This is a genomic window from Azorhizophilus paspali, assembly GCF_043587585.2.
Classification (GTDB): domain Bacteria; phylum Pseudomonadota; class Gammaproteobacteria; order Pseudomonadales; family Pseudomonadaceae; genus Azotobacter; species Azotobacter paspali.
Genome location: NZ_CP183182.1, coordinates 13,747 through 36,731, shown reverse-complemented (window position 1 = coordinate 36,731; position 22,985 = coordinate 13,747). Strand labels below are relative to the sequence as shown.

8 protein-coding genes, 9 pseudogenes and 1 other annotated feature are annotated in these 22,985 nt (G+C 58.5%); of the genes and pseudogenes, 8 read left to right on the top strand and 9 right to left on the bottom strand.

The annotated features are described in order from the left end of the window. Positions 1–29 precede the first annotated feature (29 nt). Together ACGI6K_RS22670 and ACGI6K_RS22665 are read right to left on the bottom strand one after the other, a co-directional pair. Positions 30–1,283 (bottom strand): MFS transporter, encoded by a 1,254-nt coding sequence (locus ACGI6K_RS22670; protein ID WP_376944776.1) that lies wholly within the window; start codon positions 1,281–1,283, stop codon positions 30–32. A gap of 10 nt (positions 1,284–1,293) precedes the next feature. Then, positions 1,294–3,441, bottom strand: a complete 2,148-nt coding sequence (locus ACGI6K_RS22665) for a TonB-dependent receptor (RefSeq protein WP_376944774.1) — start codon at positions 3,439–3,441, stop codon at positions 1,294–1,296. A gap of 250 nt (positions 3,442–3,691) precedes the next feature. Between ACGI6K_RS22665 and ACGI6K_RS22660 the strand changes: the two genes are divergently transcribed. Then, positions 3,692–4,312, top strand: a complete 621-nt coding sequence (locus ACGI6K_RS22660; protein WP_376944772.1) for a TetR/AcrR family transcriptional regulator — start codon at positions 3,692–3,694, stop codon at positions 4,310–4,312. Between the two features lie 208 nt (positions 4,313–4,520). Here ACGI6K_RS22660 and ACGI6K_RS22655 read toward each other — a convergent pair. The 6 genes and pseudogenes from ACGI6K_RS22655 to ACGI6K_RS22630 form a co-directional block, all read right to left on the bottom strand. After that, positions 4,521–4,947 (bottom strand): annotated as a pseudogene (locus ACGI6K_RS22655) (ABC transporter permease); the annotation flags it as partial. A gap of 60 nt (positions 4,948–5,007) precedes the next feature. Further along, positions 5,008–5,145, bottom strand: a pseudogene (locus ACGI6K_RS22650) (IS630 transposase-related protein); the annotation flags it as partial. Between the two features lie 99 nt (positions 5,146–5,244). After that, positions 5,245–5,364 (bottom strand): annotated as a pseudogene (locus tag ACGI6K_RS22645) (IS110 family transposase); the annotation flags it as partial. A 10-nt stretch (positions 5,365–5,374) separates the two neighbouring features. Beyond that, positions 5,375–6,689: pseudogene (locus tag ACGI6K_RS22640) on the bottom strand (IS4 family transposase). 224 nt (positions 6,690–6,913) lie between these two features. Continuing rightward, entirely contained in the window at positions 6,914–7,807 is an 894-nt protein-coding gene (locus ACGI6K_RS22635) for a RepB family plasmid replication initiator protein (protein ID WP_376945438.1), read from the bottom strand. Between the two features lie 619 nt (positions 7,808–8,426). Next, positions 8,427–8,777, bottom strand: a pseudogene (locus ACGI6K_RS22630) (zinc ribbon domain-containing protein); the annotation flags it as partial. A 260-nt stretch (positions 8,778–9,037) separates the two neighbouring features. Between ACGI6K_RS22630 and ACGI6K_RS22625 the strand changes: the two are divergent. Further along, positions 9,038–10,162 (top strand): AAA family ATPase, encoded by a 1,125-nt coding sequence (locus tag ACGI6K_RS22625; protein ID WP_376945436.1) that lies wholly within the window; start codon positions 9,038–9,040, stop codon positions 10,160–10,162. 125 nt (positions 10,163–10,287) lie between these two features. After that, positions 10,288–11,250 (top strand): ParB/RepB/Spo0J family partition protein, encoded by a 963-nt coding sequence (locus ACGI6K_RS22620; protein WP_376945434.1) that lies wholly within the window; start codon positions 10,288–10,290, stop codon positions 11,248–11,250. A 43-nt stretch (positions 11,251–11,293) separates the two neighbouring features. On the opposite strand, the gene ACGI6K_RS22615 is transcribed toward ACGI6K_RS22620, so the two are convergent. Continuing rightward, positions 11,294–12,244, bottom strand: a complete 951-nt coding sequence (locus tag ACGI6K_RS22615) for a DNA replication terminus site-binding protein (protein WP_376945432.1) — start codon at positions 12,242–12,244, stop codon at positions 11,294–11,296. 295 nt (positions 12,245–12,539) lie between these two features. Between ACGI6K_RS22615 and ACGI6K_RS22610 the strand changes: the two are divergent. From ACGI6K_RS22610 to ACGI6K_RS22590, 5 genes and pseudogenes are all read left to right on the top strand, one after another. Beyond that, positions 12,540–13,369: pseudogene (locus tag ACGI6K_RS22610) on the top strand (IS4 family transposase); the annotation flags it as partial. A 515-nt stretch (positions 13,370–13,884) separates the two neighbouring features. Further along, positions 13,885–20,994, top strand: coding sequence for a GNAT family N-acetyltransferase (locus ACGI6K_RS22605; RefSeq protein WP_435576117.1), 7,110 nt, complete (start codon positions 13,885–13,887; stop codon positions 20,992–20,994). 161 nt (positions 20,995–21,155) lie between these two features. Continuing rightward, a pseudogene (locus ACGI6K_RS22600) lies at positions 21,156–21,236 on the top strand (IS200/IS605 family transposase); the annotation flags it as partial. Between the two features lie 110 nt (positions 21,237–21,346). Beyond that, positions 21,347–21,795: pseudogene (locus tag ACGI6K_RS22595) on the top strand (IS4 family transposase); the annotation flags it as partial. Between the two features lie 82 nt (positions 21,796–21,877). Further along, positions 21,878–22,942, top strand: a pseudogene (locus ACGI6K_RS22590) (IS3 family transposase). Continuing rightward, positions 22,156–22,274: a sequence feature (AL1L pseudoknot), on the top strand. It overlaps the preceding pseudogene by 119 nt. Positions 22,943–22,985: the final 43 nt, after the last annotated feature.

Sequence of the window (22,985 nt, the reverse complement as noted above, 5' to 3'; positions counted from 1 at the left end):
TTATCCGGTCAGCGAAATAAAGGGGACGATCAACGGTCGAGGGACGCAGCGGGCGGTCCACTCTCTTTGCAGGCACGGGCAAGCAGGATCACCACCAGGGGCAGACCCGCCAGCCCGATGGCGTAAAACAGTGGCCAACCGATACGCGACAGGCCTTGCATGACGGTCATCAGCACCACCAGGCTGAGCAACCGGCTGATGCCGTAGAGGGCGGCGTAATCGGTGGCCGCCTGAAGGTTCGAGGCCCAGCCGAGGATGATTGAGCAGATCACCACATACAGCCCGCTGACCCCGGCATTGACGCTCACCGCCCCAACCAGGGCCAGGCTGATCGAGGCCTGCCAGGTGCCAACGAACATCAGTAGCGCCGACGCCATACCGAGCAGGCAGAACAACGCCAGGCATGGCGCCAAGTTGAAGCGGCGCAACAACAGGGGCGCGACGATCGCCGCGCCTAGGCTGCACAGAGGCGACAAGGTGCCGACCACCCAGCCGACCCGTTCTAGCGGCAAACCGAGGTCGACCAGCATGACCCGGTTCAGGCTGAACAGACCGATCAGCACGCAGGACACCAGCGACAGCAGCATCAGGCGGCGGCGCATCAAGGGTTGGCGCAATGCCGCCAGCAGGCTGGCCTGGTGATTCGACGACGGCTCATGGCGCTCCGATCGCCAGCTCAGCAGCGGAACGGTGGCGATCACTAGCAGCAGGACGATGAGCAGGAAAATGGTGCGCCAGCCCAGGCTCTGGAACAGCGCGAGGAACACTCCGCCGCCGGTCATGGCGCCGATGGACAGCGCGCCAACCTTGATCGCTCCGGCCAGCGAGCGGCTTTCGGAGGGAGTGGTTTCGGTGACCAGGGCGTCCAGCGCCAAATCCATGGTCGCGGCGGCCAGCGCGACCACCAGGCCGATGCCCAGGAGGAGAATGGGCGGCAGTTGCTGGCCGAAGGCGATCAGCGTCACCCCGGCGATCGCCACTCCTTGCATGGCGACGATCCAGCCGCTGCGATGGCTGAGCCAGGGCAGGCGCCAACGGTCGACCCACGGCGCCCAGAGGAAGGTCATGCCGAACGGCAATAGCAGCAGGAACAGCCAGCCCAGGCGGCCTATATCCAGGCCCCGGGTCCGTAACAGCGGCGGCAGGCCGCCCTGGATCAGGCCGAAGAGGATGCCGAAGGCCAGGTACAGCAGGCCGATGCGTGGCAACAGGCGCCAGTAGTCGCTGTGGCGTTCGCGCAGGGGCGGGCTGTCTCGCTCCACTAGATAGTCGCTCGGTTCCATCGGCGTGGCCTCACAGCTTGGCCGTCAGGCCAACCCCGGCGATCCGCCCCTGGCCAACCCGCACGGCCTGTACCTCGGGGCTGTAATAGGCACCCACCGACTCATAGCGCTTGTCGAACAGGTTGTAGCCGAACAGGTAGATGCCGTAGCGGCTGTCTTCCCAGCCGATGCGCGCATTGGTCAGGTCGTAGGAACCTAAATTGAAGCTGTTGGCGACATCGGCGGCACGCTTGTCCACATACTGGTAGCTGACATTGCCGTACAACTCGCCGCTGGGAATCGCCAGGCGCTGGGCGGAGATGCGGTACTCGAGGCCGAGGTTGCCAGAATATTCCGGTACGTTCGGTACCTGGTTGCCTTCCTTCGCCCCACGGGTCAAGCGGTTGGCTTCGGTGGAGACGTTCTTCAGCTCGGCATGGGTGTAGCCAACGCCGGCGGACAGGTTGAACTCGTCGGTCAGCTTCAGACGTACTTCGAGCTCGGCGCCGGAGCTGTCGTAGTCGAGGGTGGTACTCTGATAGTAAACGCCGTTGTAGACGTAGAGGTGGCCATCCTCGACGTCATTGTAGAACACCGAGCCGTTGAGTTGCAGACGCTCGTCCCACAGGCGGCTCTTGAAGCCGGCTTCGTAGGTCCAGCTCTTGGACGTGGCGAAGGCTTCTTCGTCATGGCCGAAGGGTACGTTGGAAGAACTCCAGGGGAAGTCCTGGCCGACCACTCCACGTCCCACGCTGATGTAGGTCATCCACTGCGGCGACCATTCGTAGTTCAGGGCGGCACGACCGGAAACGAAGTTGTCGGATACCGAAGCGTTTTCGCCGTATGTCGGCACCGTGCCGAGGTCGCCACCCTGGTAGCGATAGCGGGCGCGCTTGCCCTCGTGGGTCAGGCGCAGCCCCAGGGTGCCCTTCAGACGCTCGGTCAGTGGCAGGGTCGCCTCGCCAAATGTAGAGGAGCTGAGAGTACGGAAGCGATTCTTCTGCGATCCGCTGAACACCGCGAAACGCGGCTGGGTGAAACCGAGGCCTTTGGTGTTGGCATCGAATTCCGAATACCACAGGTTGATCCCGGTGACCCATTGCAGGTAACCATCCTCCAGCGAGGACAGACGCAGCTCCTGCATTAGCGCGGTGTCGCGCAGGGTACCCTTGTACAGGTCGCCGGCGGTATCGAAGGCCGCTGGCGACAGGCCGGTCAACGCCGAATAGAGCACGCTGTCGGTCATATCCAGCTTCTGCTTGAAGGTGGAATACTGGATGCTCGACAGCGACTCCAGGTTCGCCCAGTCCAGCGCACGACTAACCCGCAGGTTGAGACCGTAGCTTTCGCGCCGGAAGTCATTGCGCGGGTCGAGGCCGCTGCGCGGAAAACCGGGGGAGTCGCGCAGAATGAAACGCGGCGACTGGTCGTCGTTGCGGTTGTAGCTCAAGGTCAGCAAGGCGCTGGTTTCTTCGTCCGGGACGAACAACAGCGAACCGCGCAGGGCACCGATTTGCGCCGCACCGTCCTTGTCGCCCGAAGCGTTGTTGCGGACATCGCCGTTCTGCTCGCTGTAGCGTATCGCCAGGCGCCCCGCGAGGTTGTCATTGAGCGCATCGTTGACGATCAGTTCGCCGAGGCCATAGTCGCGCGATCCGCCTTCCATGCGTACCGACAGTTCCGGGCCGAACTGCGGCCGGTTGGTCACGATATTGATCGCCCCACCCTGGGTATTGCGCCCGTACAGGGTGCCCTGCGGGCCACGGAGCACTTCGACCCGTTCGATATCCATCAGTACTGGCGGAACGCCGTAGGCCGACAGCGGGATTTCATCGACGTTGAAAACGATGGAGGTGTCATCCGAGGACAGCGGCGAAAAAGAACCCACACCGCGGATATTCCCGGCATTGGTGTACTGCCCGCCAGAGTCCAGGAAGTTGAAGTTGGGCACCATCCGCGCCAAGTTGGCGTTGCTCGATGCCGGGGGAATCAGTTCGGCCTGTTTCTCCCTGATCACGCCCATGCTGATCGGTACATCGAACTCCGTCTCGCCGCGCTTGCGGGCGGTCACGGTCACGCTGTCGAGCATGATGGCCGCCTCGTCGGCCGGCAGCTCTTCGCCCGCGGCCAGGGCGGGGGTGATACTCACCGCCTGCAATAGCAAGGTGCCCTGCAACAAACCGGAAAGATCCTTCGCGCGCCAGGACCGATAACGGATTACGGCCGAAAAACAACCCTTGCGCTGACTACCACCTGTCATCAGAAACGGCCCTTCCCTAAGCAGCTATCACTGCAATGAATTCGTTGCTAATGAGAAATGAGATACATTCTTAAAACTGACTGATCGTTTAGTCAACACCAAATTTCGGCTTGACTAATCAACTGTTCAGCCAATAGGGTTTTACGAAAAAAGTAGTCTTGGAGAAAAAATGCCTGAATTGAGACCTGTTTTTTCGGCCTTCGACGCGCGCGACAACATCCTCGAAGCGGCCCTGAGAATCTTTGCCGAAAAGGGTTTTCACGGCAGTTCGATGCGCGATATCGCTGATAATGCTCAGGTTTCTCCCGGCCTGATCCATCATCACTTCAAGGACAAGGAAACGCTCTGGAACCTGGTCGGCGAACGTATTTCGATCGACTTTCTAGAGCAGTTGGCGCACCTGATTTCCCCTGCTCACGTCGACGAGAAGACCATTCCCAACCTGCTGAAAGGTTATATGGAGTATTGGCAGGCCCACCCTTCGGCTTTCCGTTTCCACCTCTGGCGAGTGCTCGGCAGCCAGCAGGAAGAACACAAGAGCCGCTCGGTCATGCTCAACGAGAAATGCGTTCCGGTATTCGCCCAAGCCCAGCAGATGGGCTATATCCGCAGCGATGTGCCGCCCGGCCTGGCGATGGTCACTGCCGGCGGGCTGATCCAGTATCGCCTCTACAGCGCCCTGGAAATCAACGATGCGATCGCCGTCAGCGGCCATCAGGCGCCGGACGATGACGCTTTCATCGCCCATGTGTTCAGCCTGATCGCACCGACGGCCAGCACGTCGGCTTGAGACCCGGCCGACTGCCATGCCACACCAACCTGGATGTCGATGCCGTACTTCTTGATCAGCTTCTGGCGCGGACCACGTCGAGCCGCAGATAGACGATGCCGAACTGCTGGGCGATGCTGATGCTGCCCTCCGGCCTGGGCGAGCAAGGGGGTGCTGGCGGCCAGTCTGGCGGGACGGAAAAAGGCTGGAAAGAAGTCGAAGGAACAGCTCAGCGCTGCATGCCCCAGCGCTTCACGGTGATCCGCTCGAACAAGGCGAAGATTAGGCTCTCCACCAGCAGACCGATGAAGATCACCACCGCGAGGCCGGCGAACACCTTGTCGGTGTACAGCTCGTTGCGGTTCTGGAAGCTGTACCAGCCGAGCCCGCCCTTGCCGGACGAGGTGCCGAACACCAGCTCGGCTGGCGACCAGGGTGCGCCAGGCGAAGGCCCAGCCGATCTTCAGGCCGGAGAGGATCGACGGCAGCGCGGTGGGCACCAAGATCAAGGCGACAAAGCGCAAACCGCACAGGCCGTAGTTGCGCCCGACCATGCGCTGGGTTTCCGGGACGCCGAGAAAGCCGGCGTAGGTGTTCAGCGCCAGCGACCAGAGCACCGAATGCACCAGCACGAAGATCAGGCTGTCCTCGCACAGGTTCGTCGAAGCGGCGGTTTAGTCGACGAAGATCAGTTGGCGGGCGACGAGTTCCTCGCCTTCCCGGAAGCGCCGTACCCAGACGATCGCTGTTGCTGTCCCGACGTCGAATCGCTCGGCGGCCTGCCGAGCCGACAGCCCACCCATGGCCGCGTCGACGACGCGCTGGCGAAGATCGGCACTGTATGCCCGAGCCATTCTGGTCCCCTTTTCCGAGCGGGAGAGAAGAACCGAAATGACTCGGAAGAGCAACCCTTGTATGTCGAATTCGTATTTTCAAAAAATGCTCTAGTGTTTTCAATGCTCCGCGGGACATGCGCTAAAGCGTTCCGCCCGGTACGGAGAGCCCTTGGCCAGCATGGCCCACAGGGTTCGGGCCAGTTTATTGGCCAGTGCGGCAACCGCCACGTTGTAAGGCCCAGCCCTTTCAAGGTCTCTTACCTTTCGAGGCCTTGATTACACGGGCCGTGGAGACATGAGCGCGGGCTGTGGCGCCATCGACCCACTCCCGGGTCTTCTTCACCTTGGGGCCACGCTTGCTGGTGGCCACCTGGCCGGGCTTGATGTACCGTGCCAACTCCAGCAGGCGCTGCGCCAGTGTGCTGGCCGAACCGTCGGCCCATGTGGGCCAGTGCTCCACCGGCAGTGCGACGAGCATCCCCTCGTAACGGCTTCTGACCTGGACCGCCAGGTGGTAGGGGGACGCCTCCCAGCCCTCGGGAAACTGTTCGCGATGGGCCTGTTCGACACTGCGCTTGAGCACCTCCAGGAGGTTGCAGGCCAGCACCGCCACGGCAAACCCCAGCAACGCTGCCCGGGGATGGCCCAGGCTGCGGATCTCGCTCTGCAGGACCGACTCCAGGCGCTGGAACATCCCCTCGATACGCCAGCGCCGACGGTACAGCTCGGCAATCTGCCGGGCGTCGATCGTCGCGGGCAGGTTGCTCCACAGCCAAAGGACGGACTCGCCCGACTCCGTCAGCCGATCCAGGCGCAACTCGATGCGCCGCCAGGGCACCTGGCCCTCATCTATGTGGATGTCCTGCTCAAGCACCCCCCCCGGTTTCCACCCGGCCCAGGTCGTGCAGGGGCCTCTCGTGAACGATGCGCGGATGCCTGGCATCCTGGCGCACGATGAAATCGGCTCGGGCCTGCTAAAGCGACTGGAGAATCGCGCGCGTGCAGAAATGCCGGTCGGCCATCCACAGCTACCCCGGCCGGGCATTGTCCAGTAGCGGCAGGACGCCGGTGCGCTCGCTCTCGTAGGCATCCTCGCAGACCGCCAGATCGGTCACCCGGTCCAGGTCGGGGTCGTAGACCACCAGCGAATGCCCCGGCAGAGCGGCGGCGCGCTGGTTGCGCAGCGGCGCCAGGCGTTTCTCCGAGGCCGGCAGATGATTGCCGTCGATGATGCGCACCTGCCAGCCGGGCAGGCAGGGCGCTGTGCCCAGGGCCGAGACGACCGACTTCAGGCGCTGGGCGCTGCCCTGAACCAAGGCCCGCGGCAAGGGTGGCTTGGTACGCCTGACCTTGTCGTACAGCGCCACCAGCGATACGGGTAGGTGGTCCATCTGGCGCGCGGCGGCATACAGCGAAGGGCGCAACCCCAGGGAAACCAGCGACATCAGCTCGACCACCGTGGAAAACAGCAGCTCGCGTGGATACTGGCGTTGCCGGTGAGTCTCGAACACTTCGTCGATCCAGGCGGCCGGCATTGCCCGTTCCAGCGCCAGACGTGCCATGACGCTGGCCGGTGCCTACTTTTCGAACCGCGCCAGAATTGCATCCCACATCGTCTTGCTCTCCCGATCGATTATCGGGAGAGTTTACGTAAAGCCCTTGAAAGGGCTGCACCTCAATGCGGGAGGGCTGCTGGGCCATGCGAGCTGCTGAGCCCTGCGCCTACCTCCTGGCAGGGCTTGCCGAAGGCAAGGTGCTTTTGATTTCGTTGTTCTTTCAGCGGCGATCAGCTGGCAGGCAGCTTGAACTGCTCGCGCAACCGGACCTCCGCTGCCTCCAAGGATTCGTCACGCTGCTGGTGAGTACGGATGAAGTCGAGGGTGAACCACTCAGGAGCATTCGGGCGAGTGGCAAGCAACGTCGTTGCCTTCGGCTTGGCTTTCCTAGGCTTTCCGGCAGGCTTGTCCAGCTTGGGCAACAGGCGCATATCTTTCAGACTGATGTCGAAAACAAGGTGCGTGACTGCACGCCCCTGCTTGCGCTCGCTCCAGGAAATCTCAAGGTCAGAGAATTCATTAATCTGCTTTACGGCAGGCTCGAGCAAGTACCGCTTCAAAGCCGACAGCTTCTCGTACATATCTTCGATCTGAAATGTTTGTCGGAACTCTTGCATCGTAAAAATGCGCTGCCCCAGTTTCTCGTATTGCAGCAACAGCTCATACAGCCGGATTGCGTGCGGACTCGACATACGTCCGATGCGATCCAGGCGATAGGACGTAAACTCGGCTTCAAGGCGAGTCAGGTAGGGAACGATCTCAGGGGCAAAACGCATTTGAACAGCCCCGGCGCCGTCAATATAGGTTTTGCTGCTAATCCAGCGGATGGAGTTGTGCCGTCTGGCGCCGGTTTCCGGATGAATGTCGTAGAACGTGATTTCCCGCTCGTACAAGGTGTTCAGAGCTTTCTTCAGCTGCCCGTACACCGAGTCGGGCCGCATACCAAAGAGTTTGCATAAACGCTTGGCTTCTAGGGTCACATGACCGTCAGAGAGGCCTGTTTGCGTTTCCCGAGCCTCGACAATGGCGGCCAAGACCATGCGCTGTTCAATCAGATCCAGTCGGTATCCCGCCTCGATAAGTCGATTCGACTTTACCACAAGGTCAGTTGTGCTGGTATTCATCCAGACGGCACTCCTTAGCGTCTGGCGCGAATGCTAGGCAGGCAACGGATAGCTGTCAATTCCTTATATCCGTAAGGTAATGACTGCACCTATCGTACATCCCACTGGAAATTTCTATCCTTCACCGGAAATTTCTATCCCTTACACCGGAAATCTCTATCCTTTATACCGGAAAAATCTATCCTACAGCCGGAATTTTCTATCCTTTAAAGCGCTGAAAGCCGCGCCAGCCGTGGCTTTCAACTCTCCGAAAAGCTTTAAAAGCTTTAAAAGCTTTAAAAGCCGCAACTTTTAGCTTCATAAGGGCTTAACAGCTTGAAAGATTTCCCTGCTTTCGAACTGGTCGGCCGTTGGAGAGCGAAAAAGTGGGTCACCGGAAATTTCTATCCTTTGGGAGACTAGTGGATACCACCCTCCAGGTGACCGGAAATTTCTACCCCTTTGAAAGGACGAATCCCGCTCTCCCAGGAGCCGGAAATTTCTATCCTTTGGGAGGCTGGATACCACCCTCCTGGTAACCGGAAATCTCTATCCTTTTGGAGGATGAATCGCCCTCCCAGGAACCGGAAATTTCTATCCTTTGATAGCTGAACGTCGCCGTCCAAGTGACCGGAAATCTCTATCCTTTATGACTGCTCCTCGCCCGATAGGGCGAGGCTTCCCATTTTTTTTCAGGCTGCCGCGACACACCGAATTTACGCAAGCCTTGATGGGCAGAGACGGACAGTCCTTCCGACTTCAACTTCAAAATGCCTTGCCGCTTGATGTTCAGGGCAGCATTGACGTCACGGTCATGGTAGATGCCGCAATCGGCACACTGCCATAAACGGACACGCAACGGCATCGACTCTGCCTTGTAGCCGCATGCGTGACAGGTCTTCGAGCTGATGAACCACTGGTCGATCCTGGCCAGGTGTCTGCCCTATACCTTGGCCTTGTACTCCAGCTTGATCAGCTTTGGCCAGCTTGCTGTTTTTCAGCATGTGCTTGGCCCTGGTGCTCAAGGCGCTCGCCGAGCACCGGCATCACTGTCCGCACCACGGCTGCTTGTTACCAAGGGATCAGAGCGAAGGGTTCGATGAGGCCATTAACAACAACTCAAGCCTCACCCGGACAGATTCGGAGAATTCGGGAATTTTTAATAAAAACGTATTACAACCTGAATTTTCACTTTAAAAACTGAATAACAGTATTATCATCGTTGCAGTACCTATCCATGGCGAGATCGCAATGAATATCCAGACTGAATTGCCGGAAGAAAGCTCCAACTTCGTAGATTTCGATACCCTCTTCTATCCCCCTCAGTTCGCTGCCGACTGTTTTGGCCTGACGACCCGAAGGCTAAAGGACATCGAAGAAGAAAATGGTATCGAGATTCGCCGTGTGCCTCGCGGTACAGCTACTGCAAGGGCTTATACCCTGGACGATATTTTCACTATCGCCGCTCTGCGCCGGGCAAAGGGCTACACCAAAGGCTTGCAAAGGCAGATTGTGATTTCCACGTTTGTTCAAAAAGGGGGGACAGGCAAAACCACCACTGCAGTGAACTTTGCCATTTATCTCCAGCTTGCGGGTCTGAAAACACTCATTATCGACAATGACCCCCAAGGCGACTCGTCGTGCATGCTTGGCTACGACCCAGATTTGAGTGATGCAGACCTGAAAGCCATGGGGATTCCTGCTGACCGCCTTGTCGATGGTCATCTCGGTAACCTTGTTAGCCCCCTGCTTCGAATGCGCCCATTCCCAGGCAAGACTCTCAATGAAGTAATTAAAAAACCCTTTGGTGAGAACGGCGTTCACCTCATTCCATCCGATGGTTACTTGGACGATCTTGGCGTTGCCTTGGATGCTGCGAACAATAGCGACTTCTGGTATGCGCAATGGATTGAGGCTGGCAACACGGGAGGACTGCCTGACTGTGATCTTTCCGTCTACGACGTAATCATCTTTGACAACGCGCCAGCCGCATCTCGGTTGACCAAGAACTCAGTCGCTGCTAGCGATCTTCTTCTGTGCCCAGTTCGTATGGATAAGTTTTCTTTCCGCGCTTTGATGCGGTTACACGATTGGGTAGTTCGTTTCGCTCAAGACTATAAGCGCTCACCGGCGATCGCGGCTTTGCCGACAATGTTCATCAAAAATCGCAAGCGCCTTCTCGGAAATTTGATGATCCTCAATGAACTTTTTCCAGATCGAGTCACTGATGAGAAGCTCTACTTCTCCGAGGACTACGGCAAAGCGCTGGATCAGGGAATCCCATTGCTTTTGTGGAAGGGAACCACGGCTAAGACGTTCGAATCTGCCCGGACAGTTTTCAGAGAGGTCCTCGAGCGTATGCGAGCCATGGCCTAATCGCGGAGAGACTGAAGGTGTTGCTTGAAGCAACAGAGCAAGCCTAAGTCGGGTGTTGCTTCAAGCAACACTGCCCCCTAAGTGAGCTGTTGCTTCGAGCAACAGCAAAAAATGGAGATCTTTGAGTGAAATCTGACGATTATCCCGGCCGTAAGAGAAGCGTAGGAATGATGGGACTACGGGCGCCAGCCGCTGTGCCGCAATTTACGGAGCAGGTATCCAGGGCGCAAATGCTCGCAATGAGTAAAGAAGAGGACAGCCCTGCCGATTCGGAAGCCACTGCTAATTCACAAACGACCTTGGCTGAGATCCTGGTCGAGGCTATCAAGCCATCGCCGTACCAACCCCGCTTGACGGTCAACGAAGCAGCAATTGAAGATCTGGCGAACTCAATCCAATCGATAGGCTTGGTCAAGCCTTTGATTGTTCGTCCGGTCGGACAGGGTGAGTACGAGCTGATCGGTGGGGAAAGGCGCTGGCGAGCTCATAAGCTCGTCGGTATTAGAACGGTTATGGCTTACGTTCGACCGATGAGCGATGCCATGGCAAAAATCCTGGCACTCACCGACAACGAGGGACAGGAACCACTTACTGAATATGAGCGTGGTCGTAGCTACGCACACATTCTCGAATCTGGTGATGAGCCTAGTCAGCGCGCACTGGCTAGGCGACTGGGCGTGAATGTCTCCATCATCAGCCGCTGCCTACTTCTGATGGAACTGCCAGAAGCTGTTCGTCAAATCTTGGACAAAAGCCCGGGCTTGATCGGAGGCTTAAAAGCCAAAGAGTTCATTGAGTTCGGGAAAACCCATCCTGATCTCCTAGTGCAGGCGACTACCTCAATGCGCGATGAGGGTATCAGCCAGGTACAGGCCTTGCGATGGATCGCCCAAAAAATCGCTGAGCAGAAAGGAAATCCAGAGCCTTCAAGAGCTACGTCGAAAGCCATTAAGGGGCTTGGCACAATAAAGATCGATGGCAGAAAAATGGAGTTGCGATGTGAAAAGAACGTGGACATGCACTCGCTCAGTGAGCAACTGGCAGCATTTTTGGAAACCATCAATCTGGATAGTCTTAAAGCGAATTGAAGGATTCGTGGGAATTTAATGACAGGCGCGCTGCTGTATACATTCAAGCTTTCCGGTAGGTGGAAGCTACATTAGCCTCTTCGACCTTATTGAGTGTGGCAGCCGCCTCCTCACTCTTGCGAGTCGGTAGGAAAAGATCCCTGTTGGGTAAAACTTCTATTCGACGCTTTTCGTCGGGCCGCTTGGCTTGACGCGCATTACGATCGAAGTTTTTCAATTCCCTCACCTCGAAAGTATTTTCTCCAGCCATGACGAACATTGGCAGGTTGGCGTGGATCATCGCGTCATAGCGTGAGCTATCAGTGAACCACAGCATGGCTCGCGGATGAGGCGCCACCGACTTTCGCTCTGTAAGTACCTCCGTGTCGGCCATGTTCACCAGGGGGCGAAGCTCCTGGTATTCAGGGGTATCTTCGATGCGGATGCTTTCGCGACTGGCTCGAGCTTCGGCGCCGGCCTGAAGCTTTTCGCGCACCTTGGCGACGGAAATCCGGCCGGTGGCGGTGGTGTGGCCTGCCCAGGTGAACGTGATCAACCGCGGGGCTTCATCGAAGCATTGGATATGGCGCAGCAGCTGCTTGGTGCTGAACTTGGCGCCCAGCGCTCGGCGCATGAGAGGTGGCCGCGCGGCCGGCACCAGGTTCAGCTCGAGGCGCAGCCTCTCGATGGCCATGGCCAAGTCATCCTTGAGTGCATTGATCTGACGGACCTGCTTCAGCACTGATTTGCTGACCACAAAGTAGCCTGGCAGGCGCATGACAGTGCCAGGGACCTGGCCAAGGTCGCGCTCGAACTCGGCGAGTGCTATTTGGGTTGCATCCACGGCCGTTTGTCCAACTAGGCGCTTGACCTGAAGGGTATCGGGGGTCCGCTGCTCGGTGAGCAGAGGAAGACGCCATACCGCACCGTCGACGACGTGATCGGGCCAGGAGAGGTTGAAGGCATGCAGTACGCTTTGCAAGCGGGCAAATGCGCCTTGGATTTCTTCGTACATGCGGGGTCTCCTTGGCATTAACAATACCATCCCTACACATTATCTGAATGTACCTAATCCCATCACCTTTCTCCTCAGCGCCATCCTTACGTTTTCTTTTCTTTTTTCCTTTTTTCTTCTTCTTTTTCCTTGAGTTGGGGTGTTGCTGTGGTAGGGAAGGGGGGTTACAAAAGGTATGTATAGGGATGGTATTATTAACAAATAAAGTCTGCTGAAATGGTTCATACAAAGAACCAGGATGGGCAATGGTCGCCACTCATAACCCTACTTGAGGGGACTCAGACGCAGCTCCTAGCATCCCTTGATCCTGGTGGGCTGGTCGCCGATCGATGCCGCCGGCAACCTGTTCCTGCTGCGGGCCGCGATTCCACTGGCCAGGCACTTGCTGCCGGTCTGCGAAGTCATCCATCCGCGCGAGGGTTGCCCACGTTGCCAGAGGCGCCTGCTCGAGGCGATGTTGCCGGCCGGCTGCACGCCCGACGCTGGCTTCCGGCGGCCCTGGTTCCAGGCCGTCGAGGCGCAGGGCTGGCATTACGTCGGCCGTGTGCGCAACTACAACCTGTGCCGGATCGGCGAGCAGCTCTGGCAGCCGGTGAAAAGCCTGTACGCCCTACGCGGCGAAGCATGCACTGCGGGGGGCCAGCACCGGCGCATTACCGGAACCCTGGCCCGGGCAAACGCAGCCGGCAAAGCGCGCAGCGCGAGCCTTGGCTGCTGGCCAGTAACCTGCCCGAGGCGCAGTGGAATGTCGCGCAGATCGTGGCGATCTACAAGCGGCGCATGCAGGTCGAGGAAGGCTTGCGCGACTTGAAGAGCCATCGGCATGGGCTGGGACTGGAGCTGCATCGAAGCCGCTGTCCGCGGCGCATCGAGGTTCTGCTGCTGATCGCCGTGCTGGCCAACTACGCACTGTGCCTGCTGGGCCTGCAAGCCCGGGAGGCAGGGCACGAGCGGCGCTTTCAGAGCAACAGCGTCAAGGACAGGCACGTGCTGTCGCTGTGGCGATTGGGACTGGAGTATGCACGCACTCATGCGGGAGACACTTCCCAGGATAGACTGCGGGAGCGGGAGCTGGAGCTGGCTCTGCGGCGGGAGGTCCACCGGCAAGCCCAGGAGCTCGGGTAATTTTGTGGGGATCACTCAGGATCGGTGCGTTGATCATTCACAACAGTCGGCACATTCGCGTCCTGATCAGCGAGACTTATCCGCATCAAGAACTCTTTGTCGGGCTGGTTGCCCGCCTCAAGCCGGCCTGAACAGATGGGCGCCCCCGGCCCGGTGCAATGGGGGAAAGGGGATGGTGCGCCTAATGCGCAGGAGTTGAATGAAAAAATGATCAGCTTTGAGAGGTAGAAGGCAATTGTTGATACACCGAGGCTTCACCGGCCATGCCTGCCAGCTTCATGAGAAATCCGGGCTAGCTCCGCCTGGTCGGCCTGCTCCGCATCGAACTGCGTGAGCCAGCATCCCACTGCGGTTCCCCAGTTCCTTATCCCGGCAGATTTGGCTGACGCTTAAGTCTTGCTCCGTTAGCATATTGACGATCTGCAGCTTGAAGCTAGAGTCGAAGCTTCTCCTTTTTCGTGTCGTTCAACTTCACTCTGGCGATAGATTATCTACTATCAAAGCGTCCGGAGAGATTGATCCACTACAATATCAAATGGACCATTGTCATGGAACGGACATTGATATCCCCTTTTACCGATCATCTGTTTTTTCTTTCCATCGTTTTTAGTCTCGAAAGTCGTCAACTCATTTCCCGTTGTGGGATCAGCCAGCCGTTTAAGCTTGAACAATTTTCCCCGACGACATCAGTCAATGTCGGTCCGTTACGAGTAGCCTTCGATGGCCTCAAGGCGTTTGGCTGGTTGAGCCAGTCGAGTGGCGATGAGTATTTCTTCAGCGGCCGAGCGTCCGCTGTCGACAACCTGCCGGACCGGATCGATAAACTATTCACATTGTTGGCTCCTGGGCGTCAGCCTGTTAAAGAGGACCTGTCGCAACTGTCGCACTGGCTGGAGCTGTCAGGGTTGGACTGGAACCTGCACTGCCCCACATTGATCCGCAGCCTCGACGAGTTGTTGGCGTTGGCGGTATTGCGGCGGATAGAGTTGAGCGGGGGAATCGACACCGACACTGGATTGGTGGATCCACGGCGTATCGACAACGGCCGGATCAGCCCGGAGTTGGCGCATCAGCTGACCGGTTTCCTATTCACCCGACAGTGGATTCGAAGCGAGGAGCGGCAGCTGGCGCTCAATCCCGCGCGGCGGGAGTTATTGTCCGAGTTACTGAGCGAGCCCTTCTTGGCCTACTACGCCAGCCTGCTGTCGGCCCTCGACAATGTACTGTTTGGGACGGGGGAACAATGGGTGGCAGTGTCGCAGTGGCTAAAGGAGGCTGGTAAGCAACAGATCTGGCCTGGCGATCGGCCGGCGCTTGAACAGCTGCTGAGCAAGATCTTCGATGCACAACCGTTGGCCAGGCAGCCAGACTGGATCATTGAATTCGGCCGCTATCCCAGCGGTTCGCTGGATGAGGTGTGGCAATGGATTCGCCATCATACCGCCCGAGGCAAGGCGCTGGATAGTCTGCCACTACAGTTGCTAGTGCTCGATGATGGAGTGTTGAGCGATCCGGTGGCGCTTCGACGGCGTCTCGAAGACTCTGGAGTCGGTGCGGGTGAGCGAGTGCTGTGGCTAGGTGTCGGCCAGCAAAATCTTGAACAACCGGAGACTATGCCGGTGCAGCAACCGCAACTGGCGCCACAGCGTTATTACATCCGCCCCGATGGCTTGGCGACGGATGGCGCCAGCGTGCTCGGCGGCCTGCAAGCACATTTTAACTGCCTGGCTGCCCTGATCGGCGGTCAGCCAGTGGTACTCAGCGAAAGCCACTGGCGTCCCGGTGGTTCGCTGGCCGATCGCTTTGCCTGTCATTATGGTGTTGAAGCCACCCACTACCTGATGGCGTTGGCCGGCGCCGGGTTGTTCGCTGATCCAGGAATGTTGCACAAGTTACCCCGAGACAGGGCCGACAGTGAGGCGACCACCGGCTATTACCAAGCCAGGGAATACCGGGTTCGCCATGTGACCATCGGGGATCTGCCGGCGCTGTTGACGCTAGAGAAGGCCTGTTGGCCAGAGGGCGGGAGGGTTGACGAACAAATCCTGCGTCGCCGGTTGAGCCAATGGCCGGCCGGCCAACTGGCGCTGGAGCTGGATGGCGAGGTGGTCGGGGTGATCTATTCCCAGCGGATCATGGAAATCGATGATCTTTTCGGGGTCAATTTCGCCACTGTCGATCAGCTCTATCATACTGAAGGCGGCATAGTACAAATTCAAAGCCTGAATATCCTGCCAGCCCACCAGTACAGCGGATACGGCGATCAGTTGCTGGAGTTTATGCTGCAATACTGTACTCTGCTCAACGGTGTTGACACCGTGGTCGGTGTGACCCGCTGCAAGGACTATCCCAAGTACCGGCAGATCCCTCTGAGCGATTATATCCACAGTCGTAACGAGCGGGGGATCCTGCTGGATCCGGTATTACGTTTTCACGAACTTCACGGCGCGCGGACCGAGCGGCTGGTAGCCGGTTATCGTCCCGCCGATCATGACAATTCAGGTTATGGAGTGCTGGTGCATTATGATCTGGCTAGCCGCCAGCGCCAAGAGCTACAGCCGATCGCGGCGCCGATGGCCTTGCCGGCGGTATCAGTCGATGACGCTGTCCGTCAGGGGATTAACCGTTGCCTGAGCCAATCAGAAGATAGTCGACTATCGCCATGCCACAGCCTGATGGAACTGGGGTTGGACTCAGCCGATCTTCTCGCGCTGGGTGAACAACTAGGGGCGACGTTTGGGCTCGCGTTGGAGCAGACATTTTTCTTTCGCTATAACAGCATCGATAAAATAGTCGCGGTGCTGAAAGAGCGTCTGGAAGGACGGGCGTCGTCATTAGACGACAGCCGGCCGCCAAACCACAAACCTGCCAAAACGTCATCAAAAAAACCACCATCAACCTCAATCGAAAGTCATGATGATTTTGTGATTATCGGGATCAGCGGCTGTTTCCCCGGTGGAGAACTGGAGGATTTCTGGGCGGCTGTTCGCAGTGGCGCCAGCCAGATACGTGAGGCGCCGGCCGGGCGCGCCAATGCTGGGCCTCTGGGCGGATATATCGACGATATTGATTGTTTCGATCATCAGTTTTTTGGCTTGTCGGCGGCGGAAGCGGTGTTGATGGATCCTCAGCAGCGGCTGCTATTACAATATTCCTGGCTAGCGCTCGAAGATGCTGGGATTCCAGCCGCGCAGTTGGCCCGTAGCCACACCGGTGTCTTTATCACCGCCACGCCGAGCGAATATCGCGAAGTCGTTGAGATTCCCAAGAATAATCCCTTCCTGCTGACTTCTTCCTCTCCCTGTATGTACGCCAACCGGATTTCCTACATCCTGGATCTACGCGGACCGAGCGAATATTGCAACACTGCCTGCTCATCAGTGCTGGTGGCGTTACACCGAGCAATGCAAGCGATCAGGGCCGGTGAATGCCGCCAGGCGCTTATCGGCGCAGTCAACCTGTTGCTGTCGTCTGACGAAACGGCAGGGTATCGGCTGATGGACTTTCTTAGCGGGCAGGATCAAACCCGTTCATTCCAAGCGGGGGCTGATGGTTATGTGCGTTCTGAAGGGGTTGGCGTACTGTTGCTCAAACCACTGGCTGACGCTGAGCGGGACAGCAACCGAATCTACTTGAAGATTAAGGGTAGCGGCATTTGTCATGGCGGTAGAGGGGCTTCGCTGACCGCGCCAAATCACGATAGCATGAAAGCGGCGATGGTTGCCGCCTACCGCAGCGCTGGCGTTGATCCGGACAGCGTCAGCTACCTAGAAGCCCACGGCGTCGGCTCGTTGCTCGGCGATGCGATAGAGATAGCCGCCATCCAGGCAGCCCGAGCGGAATTGAGCGACGATGACAACCACGGCGTTCCTTGGTGGATCAGTACATTGAAGCCAGTGATCGGCCATTGTGAATTGGCTTCCGGCATGGCGGCTTTGTTCAAGGTGATCGATGCTGTGGCGGAGCGGCAGTTGCCGGGAATCCCGGGATATGAACAACTAAGCCCCGCGATCACGCTGGATCAGCGCCAACTGCGGCTGGAGGCCTACAGTTGCTCATGGTCAGCGCTAAAGGACGCCAACGGCCTTGAATTGCCGCGGCGGGCGAGTATCAACAGTTATGGTTTCGGCGGCGTCAATGCCCACCTAGTAGTGGAAGAGTACATAGCCCCCCCGCGTGCGACGCAGGACAATATCGGGCCCCAGTTGATCCTGTTGTCGGCGCGCGACGCAGCGCGGCTGAGGGAGCAGGCGGCGCGGCTGAGCCGCTATATCGGCCAACGGCCAGATCTGTGTCTAGCTGACATAGCCTATACATTGCAAGTGGGGCGCACTGCGATGGCATGCCGCTGGGCCTGTGTGGTTGACAGCATCACATCACTGCAACAGCAGCTCGACGAACTGGATCGGGCCTCGATGGATGAGATCGTGATGCTCGATGAGGACGCGATGGCGATCGATCCATTGCGGGCTGGGATTGGCGACGAGGTAACCCTGGCTTTTGCCAGTAGCAATTTGCAAACGCTAGCCGGTTACTGGCGGCAGGGCGTCGAATTGGACTGGATCAAGCTGCCGCGTCTCGGTGAACCGCGGCGGATAGGCTTGCCAGGTTATGTTTTTACCAAGGAGCGTCACTGGCTGCCGCCGCGGCGGGCTGAAGCAGCATGTCAGGAAAGCGAATGCATGGCGCAACCGCAAAGCTTCCGCTGGATACTCGCCGGGCTGCTGGGATGTGAGCCAGCGGCGCTTGCTGGCTGTGAATCGCGCAGCTTGGCCAGCTTTGGCCTCAACTCGCTGGCCGCAGTGGCTCTCAAAGCTAAGTTGGAGCAGCAGTTGCAGCTATCTGTGTCGTTGGCGCAACTCAGCCCCTATCTCAGCCTTGGCGAGGTGGAAACCTATTTGGCGGCGCTAGCGGGCCAGGGCAACGATCAGGTGGCGCCTCAGTTGCAAGTGGCGCCCAACGCCCAGCGGCAGCCTTTTGCACTCAACGATATCCAGCAATCCTTTCTGTCGGGCCGCAAGCTACTGGCCGAGACTGAGCGGGTGGGCTGCCATATCTATCTGGAATTTGACTGGGTGGATCTCGAAGTCTACAGGCTCAACCAGGCTTGGAGCCGACTAATGAGCCACCATGAAATGCTGCGGATCAAGCTGCTCGACGACGGTCGTCAGCAGATCGGCGAACCAGCTCCTTATCGCTTCAAAACCCGGGATCTGCGACGAACCGACACGGTTAGCCGCGAGCGGACGCTGGCGGTAATCCGCGCCTCGATGTCCCACAAAGTTTACCTACCCGGACAGGAACCGCTTTTTGAGATATGTGTTTCGCTGCTGGATCAACAATGCAGCCGAGTACACTTTAGTATCGACGAGTTGATTGTCGACGCAACCTCTCTGGACTTGCTGTTGCAACAATGGTTGATGCTTTACCGAGACCCCACTGCCGCGTTGCCAGATAACGGCTTGTCGTTCCGAGACTACCAGTTGTCGCTGGAAACGTTCAAACAGTCGCCGCGCTACCAACGTGATTTGCAATACTGGGTCGACAAGCTGGCGCAAACACCACCGGGTTTATCCTTGCCCAAGGCGCAGCGGCCAGCTGGCCGCCAGCGCCGACGACTGGCCTCAACCCTGGAGCAAAGCCGCTGGCGGCGACTGAAACAGCAGGGCGACGCTTTACAGATTTCTGGTACTGCATTACTGCTGACCCTGTTTGGCTTAATCCTCAGGCAGGCAAACGCCGGGAAAGCATTTTCGTTGATATCCACATTTTATGGCCGGGCCCCCATACATCCAGCGATTGATCGTTTGGTTGGGCCGTTAATCTCAACCCATTTTTTTACCTTTGACAACGCGCGGGAAGAAACTCTGGCCGAATTGGCGCAACGGGTGCAGCGCCAATTGCTCGAGGATATTGACCACATAAGCGTCAGCGGCGTCGCCGCACTGCGGGAAACCCGCCGTCGATGCGGCGGACAGCTGCATTTTAGCAGTGGTGAGGTGGTATTTACCTCGATGCTCAACAACCCAGTGATCGAAGGCGCGGACAGCTTTGGCGACGCCCAGCACTACTGTGTCACCCAGACGCCGCAGATCAACCTTGATCACCAACTGCGGGAGAGCGGCGGTGCGCTGAGTTTCAGTTGGGACGTAGCCATCGACTGTTATCCCGACGAGATGATCGATCAGCTGTTTTCTGACTACTGCCATTTGCTGGGCAAGTTGGCGGACGGCAATGCTGACTGGCAAGCTTTGGAAACAGTTGGGTTGGTTGAGATGCTAAGGGCTGTCGAACAGGCCCTGCTAGTTCCTGCCGGGCATACGAAGCCCTTTATTCTGACGCCGGGCGAGCCGCCGAAAATTCCCTTCGCGTTAACTGATCAACAGCAGGCGTATGCGTTCAGCCGGTCCCTCCAGCGAGAGCAGGGCTGCTCACACCTCTATTTGGCGGTGTCCATAGAGGATATCGAGATCTCTCGGCTGGAGCAGGCCTGGCAGCAGTTGGTGGCTCACCACCCGATGCTGCGCGTCCGGGTTCTGCCTAGTGGAACCCAGCAGTTAATGGAGACTACGCCACCACTACAACTCGAACTGGGCGAGCAGGGCGTCAACTCGGCCCAGGTCGCCGATGAGATGCTTAGCCGGGTGACTGCGCTGGGTGATTGGCCCTATGCCGAGCTGCGAGTCAGCCCGTTGAATGGGCGGCGCAGCCTAGTGCATCTGGCAGTGGATCTGCTGATCGCCGATCTTCCGAGTCGGGATCTATTGATCCATCAGCTGCTGAATCTCTACCATGGTCGTCCGCCGACGCCGTTGTCGATCAATTTCGGTGGTTATATTGAGGCGCTGGAACAATACAGGCGTTCGCCGGCGGCGCAAAACGCCGCTCTCTACTGGCGGGAAAAGTTCCGCCTGCTGCCGCAGGGGCCGATGGTTAACGACGACAAGGACACCAATGGCCAGTACCTGGAGTACGAGCACCGCCTTGACTGCTGGCCAGCACTGCGGGACTGCGTCGGACGGGCAGGCATCTCAGCCGATGCGCTACTGATTTCCGCCTACGCTTGGAGTATTGCAAAACATAGCAGCCAGCAGACCTTTACTTTGGTGGCTCCAGGCTGGCGGAGGCCAGCGGTACACCCCGAGATCGACGCGCTAGTCGGTGACTTCACGACTTTGAGTTGGATTGACTTCAACGACGAACCGATAACTTTTATAGAGCGGGCCCGGCGTTGCGAGCGGATCTTCATTGAGGATCAACACCACAGCGCGATCAGCGGCCTGCAGGCGCTGCGTAAGGTGGCACTGGATAAACAGCGACCGCGCAAACTGAATTTCCCTGTGGTGTTTACCCGACTCAATCCACAGGGGCCACTGGATCTACCAGAGGGAGCGATGCTGGTCAAAAGCGCGAGTCGCACTTATGGGGTGGCGCTGGATAATCTAAGCATCGAGCAGCGAGAAGGCTTGTTGATCCACTGGGATCTCGCGGCTGACCGCTTGGCTCCAGTGCAGGCTGAAGCGATGTTTACCGACTACTGCCGATTACTGGAGGCGCTGGCTGTTGACGACAGTCTTTGGGCGGTACGGGAAGATCAACTGGCGGCGGCGCTGGGTGCAGGTTAACACCCGGAAATAAGGAATTTAAAAATATTATTAAAAATTAATCTTACTGGGTCATAAATAAATGTAATCCCCCGGCTAAGCCGGGGGGACGCCTTAAGTTTTGACCGTGTGATACGGTCATCGGGAGCCTTCTGTCTCGACCAAGAGATAGGAGGTACCCGATGAGAGACTATCAGAGTCTCGCGTACACGAAGTGGGACTGTAAGTACCACGTTGTTTTCATCCCGAAGAGGCGCGAAAAGGCTGAGTGATCCCCAGAAACTTTCCAAGAAAATCAATCGAATAAGGCTTGAAGAGGCCTGCATGGGCGGGCACGTTGGTTGCCGCCAAACTGACCGATGTCCCGATACCTATGCAGACCGTCCGATCCTTGCACGATGCCTTCGCCAAGGCACTCCCCACGATCCATGCCCGCCGTCTCGAAGCCCTAATGGCCGCGGTGGCCGCCCTGCTGCAAGGCCGCTGCCTGAGCCTAACCGCGCTGGGGCGCTTCCTGCCCGGCTCTGCCTGGCCCAGGCATGCTATCAAGCGGGTCGACCGCCTGCTCGGCAATCGGCAGCTGCAGGCCGAGCGGGGGTTGTTCTACTGGGCCATGCTGCGCGCCCTGCTGGGGTCGCTCAAGCATCTGTCGATCTGGTGGACTGATCGCCGATCAATGCCGCCGGCAAGCTATTCCTGCTGCACGCTGCGATCCCGCTGGCCGGACGTTCGCTGCCGGTCTGTGAAGTCGTCCATCCACGCGAGGGTTGCCCGCGTTGCCAGAAACGCCTACTCGAGGCGCTCGCGGCGATGTTTCCGGCGGCCCTAGTTTCAGGCCGTCGAAGCCATGGGCTTGAACCGCCCCGGGTTTCGCGGAGGCTCCAACTCTTGAGAGGATGGAGCCATGAAAATAGCCACGAAGTATTCCCCTGAAGTCCGGCAGCGGGCGGTTCGTATGGTGCTCGAGCATCAGGACGAGCACGAGTCGCAGTAGGCGGCGATCACTTCCATCTCGGCGAAGATCGGTTGCACGGCCGAAACGCTGCGCCGCTGGGTAAGGCAGGCCGAACGCGATAGCGGACGGCGCGAGGGGCAGACGACGCCCGAGCGTGAACGGATCAAGGCGCTCGAGCGGGAAGTGCGTGAGCCGCGCCAAGCCAACGAGATCCTGCGCCAGGCCTCGGCGTATTTTGCCCAGGCGGAGCTCGACCGCCGCTTCAAGCGATGAAGGCCTTCATCGACGATCACCGCCAGGTCCACGGGGTCCCGCGCCGATCCGCAAGGTACTGCCGATTGCCTCGTCGACCTACTACGAGCCTGTGGCCCGGAAAATCGCTCCCGCACGGCAGTCAGCCCGAGCACGCCGGGATGAACTGCTCTGCGAGCATGTTCAGCGTGTCTGGGACGAGAATTTCCAGGTCTATGGCGCGCGCAAGCCCTGGAGGCAGCGCCAGTTCCAGGCCAGCCGGCCGAATGCATTGTGGGTATCGGCTTTCACCTATGTGTCGACCTGGCAGGGCTTCGTCCACGCGGCCTTCATCATCTACGTCTTCGCCCAGCGGATCGTTGGCTGGAAGGTCTCCGGTTCGGCGCGTACCGACTTCGTGCTGGATGCCCTAAAGCAGGCGCTGTATGCCCGTCAGCCAGTACAGGGCGCAGTGATAGAGGGGTGCAGTCTGTCTCGACCCGCTACACGGAGCACCTGGCCGAAGCCGGGATCGAGCCGTCGGTGGGCAGCGTGGGCGACTCCTATGACAATGCCTTGGCCGAGACCATCGACGGACTCTACAAGGCCGAAGTGACTCATCGCCAGTCCTGGAAGAACCGCGAGGCCGTGGAGCTGGCCACGCTGACCTGGGTGGACTGGTACAACCACCGTCGACTGCTGGAACCGATCGGCAACATCCCGCCGGCGGAAGCTGAAGCGGCGTATTATCGACAACTCGACGAGTCAGCCCTGGCGGCATGACTCACACCAACGAGCCTCCGAGACTCCCGGGGCGGTTCAGGCT